The organism is Mesorhizobium sp. B2-7-3 (assembly GCF_006440715.1).
GTDB lineage: Bacteria > Pseudomonadota > Alphaproteobacteria > Rhizobiales > Rhizobiaceae > Mesorhizobium > Mesorhizobium australicum.
The window spans coordinates 36596-49693 of record NZ_VFTY01000019.1 but is presented as its reverse complement, the minus strand read 5'-3'; the positions used below and the strand labels follow the sequence as shown (position 1 = coordinate 49693).

At 61.7% G+C, this 13098-nt stretch carries 18 protein-coding genes; 6 read left to right on the top strand and 12 right to left on the bottom strand.

Annotated features, from left to right (window positions below; translation table 11 throughout):
• Nucleotides 1–75 precede the first annotated feature (75 nt).
• From FJW04_RS28885 to FJW04_RS28870, 4 genes are all read left to right on the top strand, one after another.
• Entirely contained in the window at nucleotides 76–699 is a 624-nt protein-coding gene (locus tag FJW04_RS28885; protein ID WP_140718214.1) for a thermonuclease family protein, read from the top strand.
• Nucleotides 700–732: 33 nt separating this feature from the next.
• Nucleotides 733–1344, top strand: coding sequence for a glutathione S-transferase (locus FJW04_RS28880; RefSeq protein ID WP_140619692.1), 612 nt, complete (start codon nucleotides 733–735; stop codon nucleotides 1342–1344).
• Complete coding sequence (locus FJW04_RS28875; protein ID WP_140619690.1) at nucleotides 1284–1958, top strand: uracil-DNA glycosylase family protein; 675 nt, start codon at nucleotides 1284–1286, stop codon at nucleotides 1956–1958. The genes FJW04_RS28880 and FJW04_RS28875 overlap by 61 nt, the downstream gene beginning before the upstream one ends.
• A 108-nt stretch (nucleotides 1959–2066) precedes the next feature.
• The gene (locus FJW04_RS28870; RefSeq protein WP_006205209.1) at nucleotides 2067–2558 is read left to right on the top strand and encodes an Lrp/AsnC family transcriptional regulator; all 492 of its coding nucleotides are present in this window, start codon (nucleotides 2067–2069) and stop codon (nucleotides 2556–2558) included.
• A 9-nt stretch (nucleotides 2559–2567) separates the two neighbouring features.
• On the opposite strand, the gene FJW04_RS28865 is transcribed toward FJW04_RS28870, so the two are convergent.
• From FJW04_RS28865 to moaA, 12 genes are all read right to left on the bottom strand, one after another.
• Complete coding sequence (locus FJW04_RS28865; RefSeq protein ID WP_140718212.1) at nucleotides 2568–3131, bottom strand: DUF3299 domain-containing protein; 564 nt, start codon at nucleotides 3129–3131, stop codon at nucleotides 2568–2570.
• A gap of 103 nt (nucleotides 3132–3234) precedes the next feature.
• Nucleotides 3235–3939 (bottom strand): DNA alkylation repair protein, encoded by a 705-nt coding sequence (locus FJW04_RS28860; protein WP_140718210.1) that lies wholly within the window; start codon nucleotides 3937–3939, stop codon nucleotides 3235–3237.
• 5 nt (nucleotides 3940–3944) lie between these two features.
• Nucleotides 3945–4814 (bottom strand): NAD(P)-dependent oxidoreductase, encoded by an 870-nt coding sequence (locus FJW04_RS28855; RefSeq protein WP_140718209.1) that lies wholly within the window; start codon nucleotides 4812–4814, stop codon nucleotides 3945–3947.
• Between the two features lie 113 nt (nucleotides 4815–4927).
• Nucleotides 4928–5836, bottom strand: coding sequence for an ABC transporter permease (locus FJW04_RS28850; RefSeq protein ID WP_140718207.1), 909 nt, complete (start codon nucleotides 5834–5836; stop codon nucleotides 4928–4930).
• The gene (locus FJW04_RS28845) at nucleotides 5833–6549 is read right to left on the bottom strand and encodes an ABC transporter permease (protein WP_015317854.1); all 717 of its coding nucleotides are present in this window, start codon (nucleotides 6547–6549) and stop codon (nucleotides 5833–5835) included. The genes FJW04_RS28850 and FJW04_RS28845 overlap by 4 nt, the downstream gene beginning before the upstream one ends.
• 74 nt (nucleotides 6550–6623) lie before the next feature.
• Nucleotides 6624–7409, bottom strand: coding sequence for an ABC transporter substrate-binding protein (locus FJW04_RS28840; protein WP_015317855.1), 786 nt, complete (start codon nucleotides 7407–7409; stop codon nucleotides 6624–6626).
• Between the two features lie 159 nt (nucleotides 7410–7568).
• Nucleotides 7569–8078, bottom strand: a complete 510-nt coding sequence (mobB, locus tag FJW04_RS28835) for a molybdopterin-guanine dinucleotide biosynthesis protein B (RefSeq protein WP_140619683.1) — start codon at nucleotides 8076–8078, stop codon at nucleotides 7569–7571.
• Nucleotides 8075–8701 (bottom strand): molybdenum cofactor guanylyltransferase MobA, encoded by a 627-nt coding sequence (gene mobA, locus FJW04_RS28830; RefSeq protein WP_140718205.1) that lies wholly within the window; start codon nucleotides 8699–8701, stop codon nucleotides 8075–8077. The genes mobB and mobA overlap by 4 nt, the downstream gene beginning before the upstream one ends.
• A gap of 54 nt (nucleotides 8702–8755) precedes the next feature.
• Entirely contained in the window at nucleotides 8756–9676 is a 921-nt protein-coding gene (locus FJW04_RS28825) for a DMT family transporter (protein WP_015317858.1), read from the bottom strand.
• Nucleotides 9677–9854: 178 nt separating this feature from the next.
• Nucleotides 9855–10214 (bottom strand): hypothetical protein, encoded by a 360-nt coding sequence (locus FJW04_RS28820; RefSeq protein WP_015317859.1) that lies wholly within the window; start codon nucleotides 10212–10214, stop codon nucleotides 9855–9857.
• 136 nt (nucleotides 10215–10350) lie between these two features.
• Nucleotides 10351–10824 (bottom strand): hypothetical protein, encoded by a 474-nt coding sequence (locus tag FJW04_RS28815; RefSeq protein WP_140718203.1) that lies wholly within the window; start codon nucleotides 10822–10824, stop codon nucleotides 10351–10353.
• A 55-nt stretch (nucleotides 10825–10879) separates the two neighbouring features.
• A complete protein-coding gene (gene moaA / locus FJW04_RS28810) occupies nucleotides 10880–11875 on the bottom strand; it encodes a GTP 3',8-cyclase MoaA (protein WP_140718201.1) in 996 nt (331 codons plus the stop codon).
• 193 nt (nucleotides 11876–12068) lie between these two features.
• On the opposite strand from moaA, the gene FJW04_RS28805 reads away from it, so the two are divergent.
• Nucleotides 12069–12422 (top strand): DUF971 domain-containing protein, encoded by a 354-nt coding sequence (locus tag FJW04_RS28805; protein WP_140619676.1) that lies wholly within the window; start codon nucleotides 12069–12071, stop codon nucleotides 12420–12422.
• 62 nt (nucleotides 12423–12484) lie between these two features.
• Nucleotides 12485–13096: a pyridoxamine 5'-phosphate oxidase family protein gene (locus FJW04_RS28800; RefSeq protein ID WP_140664523.1), complete on the top strand. Its 612-nt coding sequence runs from the start codon at nucleotides 12485–12487 to the stop codon at nucleotides 13094–13096.
• The last annotated feature ends 2 nt before the right edge of the window (nucleotides 13097–13098 follow it).

Below are 13098 nucleotides of genomic sequence, written 5' to 3'. Positions count from 1 at the left end.
AAAAGCTTCAATTTATGCGCGCAGCGATTTCAAGGTGTTAAGCTACGTTCGAATGATTAACCAACCGTTTGCCATATGAGCCGTTCGTGGTCGCCAAGGTCGCGCCCGAGGTACGCGGCAGCGCGCCCGAGAAGTCCGTGGCGAAAGCTGCTGGATTACGGGCTGACCGTCATCATTCTGGGGCTGCTGATCCTGCTTGCGGCGCGTCTCGATCGAGTGGAGACACGCAAGACGCAAGGTACAGCCATCATCAATGACGGCGATTCGATCACGGTCGGCGCCGAGCGCATCCGCATGCGCGGCATCGACGCCCCGGAATACACCCAGACTTGCCACAAGAACGGCGCCGATTATGCCTGTGGCACGCTGGCGCGCCAGTCGCTGGTGCGGCTGATCGCCGGCAGGCCGGTCACCTGCAGCGGCTGGCAGCGCGACCGCTATGGCCGGTTGCTCGGCGACTGCAAGGCCGGCGGCACCGACCTAAACCGCGCCCAGGTCGAGGCCGGCTGGGCCGTTGCCTATGGCGCTTTCGAAGGCGATGAAGCAACGGCCCGCGCGGCCAGGGTTGGCATCTGGGCGGGCACGTTCGACCTGCCGCAGGACTGGCGCGATAGTCACCACGGCGAGGTCGTCGAGCGAAAACATGGCACACTGGCGTCGATCGGCGACGCGGCGCGCGAGATCTTTCGCTTCTGGTGAAGCGTGTCTGGCGGAAGGAAAAGGAGGATCGAAATGAAGCTGTTCGACGGCGGCCGGGCACCCAACCCTCGGCGGGTTCGGATTTTTCTCGCCGAGAAGGGGATCGCGGTTCCGTTGGTGCCCGTCGACATGGGCGCGCTGGAGCACAAACAGCAGCCGGTAAGCTCGCGCAACCCGCTGCGGCGCCTGCCGGTGCTGGAACTCGATGACGGCACCATCCTCACCGAATCCGTCGCCATCTGCCGCTATTTCGAGGAACTCCATCCCGAGCCGGCATTGTTCGGACACGACGCGCTTGGCAAGGCAAAGGTCGAGATGTGGCAGAGGCGGATGGAGTTCAACCTGCTCAGCAGCGTCACGCAGGCTTTCCGCCATATCCATCCCGCCATGAAGGAATGGGAAATTCCGCAGATCCCCGAATGGGGTGAGGCCAACAAGCCGAAGGCGGTGGAGTTTCTCATGCTGCTCGATGCTGAACTCGGCAGCCGTGAATTCGTCGCCGGCGACAGCTATTCCATTGCCGACATCACAGGGCTGATCGCGATCGACTTCATGAAGCCGGCACGCATCAAGGTGCCGGAGGAATGCACCAATGTGTCGCGTTGGCATCAGGCAATCTCCAGCCGGCCGAGTGCCGCTGCTTGAGCGTGGAACTGGACAGATTCGCCGCGACGGTCCGCGCTTGCCGCATCTGCGCGGACGATCCCATCGGCAAGCCGCTGGCGCATGAGCCGCGTCCGGTGCTGCGACCCTCTTCCAGCGCCCGTATCCTGATCGCCAGCCAAGCACCGGGAACCAAGGTGCATCTGTCGGGCATGCCCTTCACCGATGCTTCGGGCGACCGTTTGCGGACTTGGCTCGATGTGACCAGCGACGAATTCTACGACATCGAGAAATTCGCCATCGTGCCGATGGGCTTCTGCTTTCCCGGACAGGACGCCAAGGGCGGCGACCTGCCGCCGAGGCGCGAATGCGCCCCGGCCTGGCGCGCGCCCTTGATGGCGCTGATGCCGCGGATCGACCTGGTGCTGACGATCGGCATCTACGCGCAGACCTGGCATATGGGCGCGGCGCGGCGCGCCTCGCTGACGGAAACGGTGATGGACTGGCGCGCCATCTGGGAGAATTCCGTCGGCCCCAAAGTGCTGCCGCTGCCACATCCATCCTGGCGCAACACGGGCTGGTTGAAGCAGAATCCGTGGTTTGAAATGGATTTGCTGCCTTTCCTGCGCTCGGAAATCCGCTATCGCCTCGGTTAGGCATTGAGCAAGAAATCACTCGCTTTTGGCGCAAGGGGCAGAATTTCTTTCTTGTGAATGGCCCAAATAAAAGGGAATATAGGGAAACTATTCCACCAGGAGCCTCCGATGGATCGCCTCGACCGAAAAATTCTCCGCCTGCTGCAGGAGGACGCGACGCTCGCGGTCGCCGATGTCGCTAAGAAAGTCGGCCTGTCGACCACGCCGTGCTGGCGGCGCATCCAGAAGCTGGAGGAGGAGGGCGTCATCAAGCGGCGCGTCGCCATTCTCGACCACGAGAAGGTCAATGTGCGGGTCACCGTCTTCGTGTCGATCCGCACCAATTCGCATAGTCATGAATGGCTGCGCCGGTTTTCCGAGGTCATCCAGGAATTTCCCGAGGTGGTCGAATTCTATCGCATGAGTGGCGACGTCGATTACCTCTTGCGCGTCGTGGTGCCCGACATCGCCGCCTACGACGCCTTCTACAAACGGCTAATCGCCAAGATCGAGATCCGGGACGTGTCGTCGTCCTTCGCCATGGAGCAGATCAAGTACACGACCGAAATCCCGCTCGACTATATGGTGCTGGACAAGGAGTCGGGCGCGAACGCAGCCTGAGCCCGCCGTTCAATTCTTCTTCTTGTTGAGGAAGCTCCAGGGCGAGTTCACCGGCAACACAACGGAGTCCGGAACCGTGTCGACGGCCACGACATCTGCCTTGCGCACGCTATAGCCGGACTGGATGACGCTGACGCCGTCGAGAATGAACAGCTGGCTCTTCTCCATGTCGGGGTTCAAGGCGCCGGTGACGGCAACCGACTGGTAGGCCTCGGACATCTTGTAGGGATGGGCTGGTGTGACCAGCACGATCTGGTTGGGCGGAGGCGTCGGCATGTGGCTGCACGCACCCGTCCATGGCACCAGCAGGAACTGATAAACGAGATCTCCGTCGCGATCGACCGGCAATGCATAGCCGGCTAATTGTATGGTCTTGTCGTGCAGGGCGACTGAGAGTGTCTCGCCATGATCCGGCAGTTTCGCCGCGATCATCGGCAAGCCGGCGTCTTCGGCGATGGCCTGCGTCGCCGGGCGCAGATCCTTCCAGAAGATGTACGTGGTCTCGGCCGAAGCGCCCGCGGTGGAGAGTGCAAGCGCGGCCGCAAGCGCCAGGATCGCTTTGAAATGGTTCATGGTCGCATCCTTTGCGGGCGAGTAAAGACGCCGCTGTCGGTGGCGTCAATGCTCGAGCCGCGTCACATGTCGGCGAGAACCGGCTGCGGCAATCCCCGCCTTGTCAGGTCTTTCTGGTGGCGAGGCGTTCGTGGGTTTTGGCATGCGAGAGTTCTTTCACCGCATCCTTGCCGATCCAGCGCGCCGTCCTGTTCGCGGAGTTGGCAAGTTCCTGCGCCAGGGCAAGGGCAGGGCCATGCAAACCCACCGACCGTTTGCCGATTTGCCGCAGCGCCCAGTTGACCGCTTTCCTGACGAAATTGCGCTCGTCGCGGGAATGAGCCTCGACTAGCGGCAGGTAGGACAGAAACGTCGCGTCCGGCTCCTTTTTCAAATGCACTGACGCCCATGCCAGCATCGCGAAGGCCGTGCGGCGGACGAATTCGCGCTCGTCGGTGGCAAACTCCTCGACCAGCTGGCGCCAGAACGGCGTGTCCACGAACAGATCCGAGACGGTGTCGACGATCTCCCAGGAGTCGAAATCGCCGGCCCAGCGGCGGCACTCTTCAATGGTGATCTTTTTCGGCTCGCCGGTGAAGGCCGCCATCAGCCGTGCTTCGCGAACGCCGCTGTCCCACAGCGCCAGGGATCGCTCGTGGTTGCGTTTCAGCTTGCGCGCCAAAGGCCGCAAATCCGCATTGGCGACACCGAGCGCGGTCGCGGTGTTGATACCGAACCGCCCCATGCCGGCGCGGGTTTCCTCGGTTCCGATCGAGCGCAGATGGGCGACGATGTCCTGCGCGGTCCAGCCTGGAACGGGCAGGGACACTGCGCCTACTTCTCCAGCCGCGCCAGCAGCGAGGACGTGTCCCAGCGCTTGCCGCCCATCGCCTGCACGTCCTTGTAGAACTGGTCGACCAGCGCGGTCACCGGCAGCCTGGCGCCATTGCGATCGGCCTCTTCAAGGCAGATGCCGAGATCCTTGCGCATCCAGTCGACGGCGAAACCGAAGTCATATTTGCCGGCATTCATGGTCTTGTGCCGGTTTTCCATCTGCCAGGAACCGGCCGCGCCCTTGGAAATCACCTCGATGACCTTCTCAATGTCGAGACCTGCCTTCTTGCCGAAATGGATGCCTTCCGAAAGCCCCTGCACCAGCCCGGCGATACAGATCTGGTTGATCATCTTGGTGAGCTGCCCGGCGCCCGCCGATCCCATCAGTCCAACCATGCGGGCAAAAGCGTCGATAACTGGCCTGGCCCTGTCGAAGGCGGCCTCATCGCCGCCGACCATGACAGTCAGCACGCCGTTCTCGGCGCCCGCCTGGCCACCGGAGACGGGCGCGTCGAGAAATGAGAAGCCGCCCGATTGCGCGGCTTCGGCCAGTTCGCGCGCGACTTCAGCCGAAGCCGTGGTGTTGTCGATGAAGACCGAGCCTTTCTTCATCGCCTTGAAAGCGCCCGCGGGGCCTGTAGTCACCGAGCGCAAGTCGTCATCGTTGCCGACACAGGAAAAAACGAAATCCTTGCCCTCGGCGGCCTGGGCCGGCGTCGCGGCAGAGCCGCCGCCATGTTGGGCGACCCACTGCTCAGCTTTGGCTTGGGTGCGGTTGTAGACGGTCACGTCGTGGCCACCCTTGTTCTTCAGGTGTCCGGCCATGGGATAGCCCATGACGCCAAGACCGAGAAATGCCACCGATGCCATGCCTTGTCCTTCCGGCGAAACAGAGATTTCAGCTGCGGAAGCTCTAGGCCATGCGACGAATTCGTCAAGGCGCGCGCTGCGGCATCGACTGGCACAGGCCGATCCGGAGCGGCTCAGCGATTGAGGTGGATCGTAATCCTGCGCTCGATCCATTCGACGCCATGGCGCAGGATTTCGACCATCACCAGATAGACGATGGCGACCCAGACATAGGCCTGGAAATCGAAGGATTTGGCGTAGGCAAGTTTCGCATTGCCCATCAAGTCGTAGACCGTGATGATGGCGACGATCGCCGAGGCCTTGATCATCAGAACCAGTTCATTGCCGTAGGGCCGCAAGGCCACGATGAACGCCTGCGGCAGGATGACCTTGCGCAGCGTCTGCAGCTTGTGCAGGCCGAGCGAGGCAGCACCTTCCCATTGGCCCCTGGGAACACTCTCGATGGCGCCGCGGAGGATTTCGGCCTGGTAGGCCGCGGTGTTGAGCGCAAAGGCAAAGACGCCGCAGAAAAACGCATCTTTGAAGAAATCCCAGAGCGTGAATCTTTCGATCGCCAGCCCGGTCGGGATGCTTACGTAGGGCATAATTTGTTGCCAATCGCTAATGACCGGCAAATAGAAGCCAAATGCACTGAGTTCCGGCCGGAACGAACCCAACCCGTAATAGACCAGATAGACCTGGACGAGCAGCGGTGTGCCGCGGAAGAAATAGACATAGCAATAGGCGAGGCCGGACAAGAACCGGTTCTTCGACATGCGGCCATAGGTGACGGGCAGCGAAAAGATCGCGCCGGCCACCATCGAGATCGCCACGAGCGACAGCGTGGTCCACAGCCCCTGCAGATAGGCGGGTACATACCTGGCAAAGAACTCGCCATTCCAGGCGTAGACGAGATAGGCGAGGATACCGAGGCCGAAGAGGATCCAGAGGCCGACGAGTGCGTAACCGACGATGCGGGTGCGCGGCCAGCCGCGTGCCCGCGGCGGCGGGCGGTCGACCGAGATCGCTTCCGTGACGCTCATCGTGCCTCCCTCCGCCCCAGCGAGCGCAAGATGAACCCGGTCGCGATCGACGACAGGATCGCCAGGACGAGGAAAACCAGTGCGGCGACGCTGTAGAACAGGAAGGAATGCTTGGTGACACGTGCCGCCACGCCGGCATTGCGCAGGGTTTCAGCGAGGTTGACGACCGAGACGAGGGCGGTGTCCTTGAGCAGGCTCAGCCAGCAATTCTCAAGGCCGGGAAAGGCGATGCGCAGCAGCTGCGGCAGGATCACCTTGCGCATGGTAAGCCATTTCGACAGGCCGATTGCATAGCCGCCTTCATACTGGCCCTTCGGAATGGCGCGAAAGGCGGAGAGGAATACCTCGCTGGCGTAGGAAGAAAAGATCAGCGACAGCACGATCATGCCGGCGATGAAGCTGTCGACATCGATCGTTGCCTCGGGCTTGAAGAGGCGGATGACGTATTGCAGCAAGATGGGCATGCCGAAGAAGAACAGGAACAGCGTCACCAATTCCGGCAGGCCGCGAAACATGGTGGTGTAGATGTTGGCGGCCAGCCGCAGCGACGGTTCTTCGGACTGCTTGGCCCAGGCTACGAAAAAGCCGATCGTCAGGCCGATCGGCAGCGTTGCAAGCGCGAGCGCGATGGTGACCAACGCACCATAGGCAATATCGTCACTCCAGCCCTCCGGTCCCCAACTGAGCAGTGTCCATATGCTTTGGACTGGCATTGACTGGCCTTACCCCACGGCGCTCCCGAGATGAACAAGGCGGCAGGGAAACCCCGCCGCCTTGGCAATGATGATCAGGACTCGGCGCCGTAGACGTCGAACTTGAAGTACTTGTCGTTGATTTCCTTGTATTTTCCGTTGGCGCGGATGGCGTCGATGGCGGAATTCAGCTTGTTGACCAGGTCGGTATCGCCCTTTCGAACGGCGATGCCGGCGCCAGGTCCGAAAATTTCGACAGGTTGCGGCGAGGGCTGGCCGAGAATCTTGCAGCAGGCGCCTTCAGGCGAATCCAGAAACTGCTGCAGCACGACAATATCGTCCTCGATGGCGTCGAGACGGCCATTGGCGAGGTCAGCCTGTTCCTCGGGGCTGCTCGGATAGCCCTTAATGGTGCTGTCCGTGTAGGTCTTCGAGGCATAGTTGAAATGGGTGGTGGTGGTGGCGACGCCGATATTCTTTCCGGCGAGGTCTTCCTTGGTCACTCCCTTGAGCGGCGAATCCTTCGGCACGGCGATCGCCGACGGGGTGTTGTAGTATTTGTGCGAGAAGTCGACCTTCTGCTGCCTCTCCGGCGTGATCGACATCGAGGCCACGATGGCGTCGAACTTGCCGGCCTGAAGTGCGGGGATGATGCCGTCCCAATCCTGGGCGACGAAGGTGCACTTGACCTTCATCTCATCGCAAAGTGCCTTGGCGATGTCGATGTCGAAGCCGACAAGCTGGCCATCGGCGGTGAGGTTGTTGAAGGGGGGGTAGGCGCCTTCGGTGCCGATCCGCAGGGTCTTCTCCTGGGCCTGGGCTACGCCGAGCGTCAGCAGCGCGGCCGATGCGGCGAGCGCGATACGCAGTGCAATACGCATGATAGTCCTCTCTTTATGGTCCCGGCCGTCGTTCCGAAACGGCTCTGTGGGGCGGTGCTTTTTGACCGCCCGCTAGGCCGATACTCCCACTCTTTCCAAGAAGAAAGCAACCGCAAAACCGCCGAAATCGGTAATGGGCTTCTACCGTTACGTTACTTCTCAAGCAACGAGGCCGGTCGTACGCTCGATGAAGTCGGCTATGGATTTTGCGTCATCGAGGTCGAACACCGGCAGGCTCTGGTCGGCGATGGCGAAATCCGCGGCGACGGCGACAATATTGGGATCATCCACCGCAAGCGGCGTCCGGTCCTTCGCTTCCAGCCGCCTCGTTTCGATCTTACGGTGGGATTCGCGCTTGTAGCCTTCGACCAGCACGATGTCGCAGGGGGCGAGCCGCGACAGGATGGCGTCCAGCGGCGGCTCCTGCTCGCCACGCAATTCGTGCATCAGCGCCCAGCGACTGCCCGATACGATCGCAACCTCGGTAGCACCCGCCTGCCGGTGGCGGAAGCTGTCGGCGCCGGGCTTGTCGATGTCGAAATGATGATGAGCATGTTTGACCGTCGAGACTTTCCAGCCGCGCCGCACAAGCTCCGCGACCAGCCTTTCCGTCAGTGTGGTCTTGCCGGAGTTTTTCCAGCCGGTGATGCCGAAGATGCGTCTGTTCATGGCGACATGCTCTGCAACAGCTGTTCAGCCTGGGCAAGATCGTCCGGCACATTGATGTTGAAGAAAGGATCGATTCCGACGGATTGCGGGACAGGGAATTCCACGTCGACATGGCCGTGTTGTTCGATAAAGGCCGAAACGCGCCTGTTGTCCTCATCGACCAGGAAATGCCGCAAGGCTTCGCGGCATCCGGTTGGCCACAGCGCGAAGGTCGGATGCCGCCGGCCCGCCGAAGAGGCGACGGCGATCGAACCGGGGTGTTGATGCGCCGCCGCCGCAAGACGATCGACGAGATCCGGCGGCAGGAAAGGCGTGTCGCCGGCCGCTGTGACGATCGCCCTGCAAGGCGTGCCGGTGGCGGCCCATTCCAGGCCGGTCAGGATTCCGGCAAGCGGCCCGGCAAAGCCTTCGATGGTATCGGCAAGCACCGGCAGCCCGAACCGGGCGAACCGCGCCGGATCGCCATTGGCGCTGAGGGCCAGGGTCTCGAGCTGCGGGCCAAATCGCGACAGCACCTGGTCGAGCACGCAGCCGCCGCCCAGCGGCAACAACGCCTTGTCGCCACCGCCCATCCGCCTCGACTGGCCACCTGCCAGGATGATCCCCGCGATATCCCGCTTCATGCTATCCAGCCTGTACGCCAGCCGCGGGAAATCGCAAGCGGCTTCAAGGGGGTGCTAGAGTCCTTCCGGCGCCATGGCCGGGCCGGTGCTTTCGGCGACGATCTTTCGGCGGCCGACCATCCGCTCGCGATAAAGCGTATAGAGACCCGAGCCAACAACTATTGCCGCGCCGGCAATCATCGGCACGTCCGGTATGTCACCGAAAATAATCAAGCCAAGCAGTATCGACCAGAGGAGCGCCGTGTAGCGGAACGGGGCGATGAAGGAGATCTCACCCGATCGCATCGCCATGATGATGAATTGGTAGCCGATGAGCACCAGCACCGCGGCCAGCGCCAGCAGCGCCGTGCTTTTGCCGGTCATCGGTGTCCAGCCACCCATCGGCGTCAACAAAAACGCACCGACTACGGTCATGGCCAGCGCGGTGGCGGTCGAGACCAGCATCGTCGGGATGGCCTGGGGGATGCGCTTGGTGGCAAGGTCCCGCACCGTGCAGCAGGCGACGGATGCCAGCGCCACCAGCGAGTAAATGCTGAAGCCCTCGAAACCCGGCCGCACGATGATGATGACCCCGGCAAACCCGATGGCGATCGCCAGCCAGCGCCGCCAGCCGACCGCTTCACCGAAAAACAGCGCCGCGCCCATCGTCACCGCCAGCGGCAGCGCTTGCAGAACGGCCGAAACGCTGCCGATCGGCAAATGGGCGAGCGCGACCAGGAAGGACACCGTAGCGCCCGCCTCGCCCAGGACACGGACCGCCACCAGCGGCTGCAGCATCAGGCGCGGCTGAAAAAGTGCGCCACGTTGCCAAGCCAGCAGACCGACGAACAGCGAGGCGAACGCCCCTCTGATCAACATGACCTGCGCCATGTTCATCGACTCCGAAGAGTATTTGGTGATGGCGTCGTTGAGCGTGAAGCCAACCATCGCTACCACCATGAACAACGCGCCGCGAAGATTTGGGGAAAGGGGCAAGACATCTACCGGTTGCTTTGGCAAGCAAGGCTGTAACAGCCCGCCACGAGACAGCAACGGCAAAGGGCTGGGCCAGGACCCGATATCCATCTTCGCCGGCGTGAAACCATCCCGGACGAGGTATGAATTCTGTCGGAAGGCGGCAACGCCTCCCGACACGGTGCGGACGAGGGATTGTCTACTTCTTGGGTGACAGCACCTCGGTGCCGTTCCCCTCCTTGCCGGCGATGGTCCACAGACCATGCAGCGACCCGTCATCCTCGACCTTGTAGACGACGAGGCCGATATCCTTGCCCATTTCGTAGCCAGCGGAGAATGCGTTGTCGTTGCGCATGCAGATGCCATCGGAAGAAGAACCGCCGGTCTCCCAGTGGATCGTGCAGGTGGTGCCGCTGGTCAGCGTGATGGTGGCTTCGCCGCCATAGGACGAACCATCGAAATTGGTGCCGGCAACGGTGTAAGTGCCGCCGATCGACTGGGCAGCCGCCGGCAGGGCAGCCAAGCCGAGCAAGGCGAAAGCGAGAAGAAGTTTGCGCATGATGTAATCCCCCGAAAATGCGATGAATCGCTACGGAACGGAGGGTAGGCGGGAAACCATGACCAGTAAATCAGACCGACATTTGCCGACAGAGATTTGTTTGCGGTGTGGCTAAAATACTCTTGGCTCGAACGGTTCATGGCCCCTTGATGCTGCCAGCGATGGCGCCGACCAGCGGGTCATATTTCGATTTCAGCGCCGGCGGATAGTCGATCCAGATCGTGCGGATGACGCCATCCCCGCCAAACAGCCGCCGCTCGTAAAAGATCTTTCCGTCCTTCACGCCCGACAGCACCGCCCAATCCTTGCCGGCCTTGCCGTAGGTGACCTTGTAGCCATGCTCATTGCTCGTCTTTTCGCCGACGACAAAGTCTCTCGGCGTCTCATGGTCGATGTTGAGGATGCCGGAGCATGTCAGGCTGGCGCCGTCCGCGCTCAGCCATACCTGACCGTCGCCATTCTCAGGCTCGGGCTGGCGATCGGTGAAGATATCGTCGGGGAAGGTGCAAACGGTGCCGAAGCGCTCGTTCACGTAGGTGGATTGCGCGGCAAACGCGGTATTCGCCGAGACCGCGGCAAGAGATATGACGATTGAGTAGAGCCGTCGCATGCCTTGCCCCGAAGCCGATGATTGCACGGCATTCTCGCACGGACAGGCGACGAGGTCAGCCGCCCGTGACACTCATATGCCGAGACACCGACGGACGGCTGGTGCGGCGGTCGATGATGAAGTCATGGCCCTTCGGCTTGCGGCCGATGGCTTCGTCTATAGCGTCGGCAACCAGTTCATTGCCTTCGGACGCGCGCAACGGGGCGCGCAGGTCGGCCGCGTCTTCCTGGCCAAGGCACATATAGAGCGTGCCCGTGCAAGTCAGCCTGACCCGGTTGCAGCTTTCGCAGAAATTATGCGTCATCGGCGTGATGAAGCCGAGTTTTCCGCCGGTCTCGGCGACTTGGACATAGCGGGCCGGGCCACCGGTCTTGAACGGGATGTCGGTCAGCGTGAATTGGCGCTCGATCGATGCGCGCAGCAGCGACAGCGGCAAGTACTGGTCGGTGCGATCGGCGTCGATTTCGCCCATCGGCATGGTTTCGATGACGGTCAGGTCCATGCCGCGGCCATGCGCCCAGCGCATCATTTCGGGCAGTTCGGCGTCGTTGAAATCCTTCAGCGCCACCGCGTTGAGCTTGACTTTCAATCCAGCCGCCTGGGCGGCATCAATGCCCGCCATGACCTTGCCGAGATGACCCCAGCGGGTGATGGCGTGGAACTTGTCGGCATCGAGCGTATCGAGCGAAACATTGATGCGCTTGACGCCGCAATCGGCGAGTTCCGCGGCGAAGCGCGAAAGCTGCGAACCGTTGGTGGTCAGCGTCAGTTCTTCCAGTGCGCCGCTGTCAAGGTGCCGGGAAAGCTGGCGCACCAGATGCATGATGTTCTTGCGCACCAGCGGCTCACCGCCGGTGAGGCGCAACCGTTTGACACCCTTTTCAATGAACACGGTGCAGAGCCGGTCGAGTTCTTCCAGCGACAGCAGGTCTTTCTTGGGCAGGAAGGCCATATCCTCGACCATGCAATAGGTGCAGCGGAAATCGCAGCGGTCGGTGACCGACACTCTGAGATAGCTGATCGTGCGACCGAAGGGGTCGATCATGTTCATGTTCGAGCGTTTCCGTGGCCGTTAACGGCGCCGTTATATACAGCTATGTGATACGATCCAGCCCGCCATTCAAGATAGCCGACCTCGATCTTTGGTAACATTCCGCGACCGACATTGCGTGTCGGCACGATCCCATACCTTTTCGCTTGGCGCGAAGCAGCGTAGGGAAGGGCAAATTCAGGCAGGATCGATCATGACGGCTCCGAAAGAACTGAGGGTCTCCAAGGACCGCAAGCTGCTCACCGTGACCTTTCCCGGCCACCAGCCGTTCGAGTTGCCGGCCGAGCTGCTGCGCGTCGCCTCACCGTCGGCGGAAGTGCAGGGCCATTCGCCCGAACAGCGGGTGACGGTTCCCGGCAAACGCGATGTGGCCATCCTGAAGATCGAGCCGGTCGGCAACTATGCGGTGCGAATCACCTTCGACGACTTCCATGACACCGGCATCTTCACCTGGAATTACCTGCACACGCTCGGCCATGAGAAGGATGCGCGCTGGAATGCCTATCTCGCGGAACTCGCCGAGAAGGGCCTGAGCCGCGATCGTTAGCCGCCATTGCGTCAAAACGTCACCGATCGGGAGTAGGGCGGCGGAACGGGAGACGGAAAAAAATGTCGGTCATCACCACAGTCGAACAACTCGAAGCCCTTTACGGATTGCCGGGCGAGGCCTCGGTGGTCAAGGAACTCGACCATGTCATTCCCGAATACGCCGCCTTTATCGAAGCCTCGCCCTTTGTCGCGCTAGCCACCAATGGCCCGGAGGGGCTGGATTGTTCGCCGCGCGGCGATCTCGCGGGCTTCGTGCGCATCGTCGATGTGAAAACGCTGATGATGCCGGACCGGCGCGGCAACAACCGTGCCGATTCGCTGAAGAACATCATCAGGGATCCGCGCGTCGGCCTTTTGTTCCTGGTGCCGGGCTCCGGCACGACGCTGCGCATCAACGGCCGAGCCCATATCACCACGGACCCAGCGCTGTGCGCGTCGTTCATGGTCGACGGCAAGCCTGCGCGTTCGGTCACCGTGATCGATGTCGATTCGGTCTATTTCCAGTGCGCTCGCGCCATCGTGCGGTCGGAACTGTGGAACCCTGCCAAGCATGTCGACCCGAAGTCGCTGCCGACACCCGGAAAGATTTTAGAGATCACCAGCCGCAAGAATATCGACGGCGAAACCTACGACAGGGAGTGGCCGGAGCGGGCGAAGAAATCGATGTGGTGATC

Excerpts from the sequence above, each read along its gene's own strand:
- FJW04_RS28820 (WP_015317859.1), bottom strand. The coding sequence starts at position 10,214 with ATGCGCAAACTTCTTCTCGCTTTCGCCTTGCTCGGCTTGGCTGCCCTG.
- FJW04_RS28805 (WP_140619676.1), top strand. The coding sequence starts at position 12,069 with ATGACGGCTCCGAAAGAACTGAGGGTCTCCAAGGACCGCAAGCTGCTC.
- moaA (WP_140718201.1), bottom strand. The coding sequence starts at position 11,875 with ATGAACATGATCGACCCCTTCGGTCGCACGATCAGCTATCTCAGAGTG.
- mobB (WP_140619683.1), bottom strand. The coding sequence starts at position 8,078 with ATGAACAGACGCATCTTCGGCATCACCGGCTGGAAAAACTCCGGCAAG.
- FJW04_RS28800 (WP_140664523.1), top strand. The coding sequence starts at position 12,485 with ATGTCGGTCATCACCACAGTCGAACAACTCGAAGCCCTTTACGGATTG.
- FJW04_RS28845 (WP_015317854.1), bottom strand. The coding sequence starts at position 6,549 with ATGCCAGTCCAAAGCATATGGACACTGCTCAGTTGGGGACCGGAGGGC.
- FJW04_RS28815 (WP_140718203.1), bottom strand. The coding sequence starts at position 10,824 with ATGCGACGGCTCTACTCAATCGTCATATCTCTTGCCGCGGTCTCGGCG.
- FJW04_RS28865 (WP_140718212.1), bottom strand. The coding sequence starts at position 3,131 with ATGAACCATTTCAAAGCGATCCTGGCGCTTGCGGCCGCGCTTGCACTC.
- FJW04_RS28850 (WP_140718207.1), bottom strand. The coding sequence starts at position 5,836 with ATGAGCGTCACGGAAGCGATCTCGGTCGACCGCCCGCCGCCGCGGGCA.
- FJW04_RS28885 (WP_140718214.1), top strand. The coding sequence starts at position 76 with ATGAGCCGTTCGTGGTCGCCAAGGTCGCGCCCGAGGTACGCGGCAGCG.
- FJW04_RS28875 (WP_140619690.1), top strand. The coding sequence starts at position 1,284 with ATGCACCAATGTGTCGCGTTGGCATCAGGCAATCTCCAGCCGGCCGAG.
- FJW04_RS28880 (WP_140619692.1), top strand. The coding sequence starts at position 733 with ATGAAGCTGTTCGACGGCGGCCGGGCACCCAACCCTCGGCGGGTTCGG.
- FJW04_RS28870 (WP_006205209.1), top strand. The coding sequence starts at position 2,067 with ATGGATCGCCTCGACCGAAAAATTCTCCGCCTGCTGCAGGAGGACGCG.
- mobA (WP_140718205.1), bottom strand. The coding sequence starts at position 8,701 with ATGAAGCGGGATATCGCGGGGATCATCCTGGCAGGTGGCCAGTCGAGG.
- FJW04_RS28840 (WP_015317855.1), bottom strand. The coding sequence starts at position 7,409 with ATGCGTATTGCACTGCGTATCGCGCTCGCCGCATCGGCCGCGCTGCTG.
- FJW04_RS28855 (WP_140718209.1), bottom strand. The coding sequence starts at position 4,814 with ATGGCATCGGTGGCATTTCTCGGTCTTGGCGTCATGGGCTATCCCATG.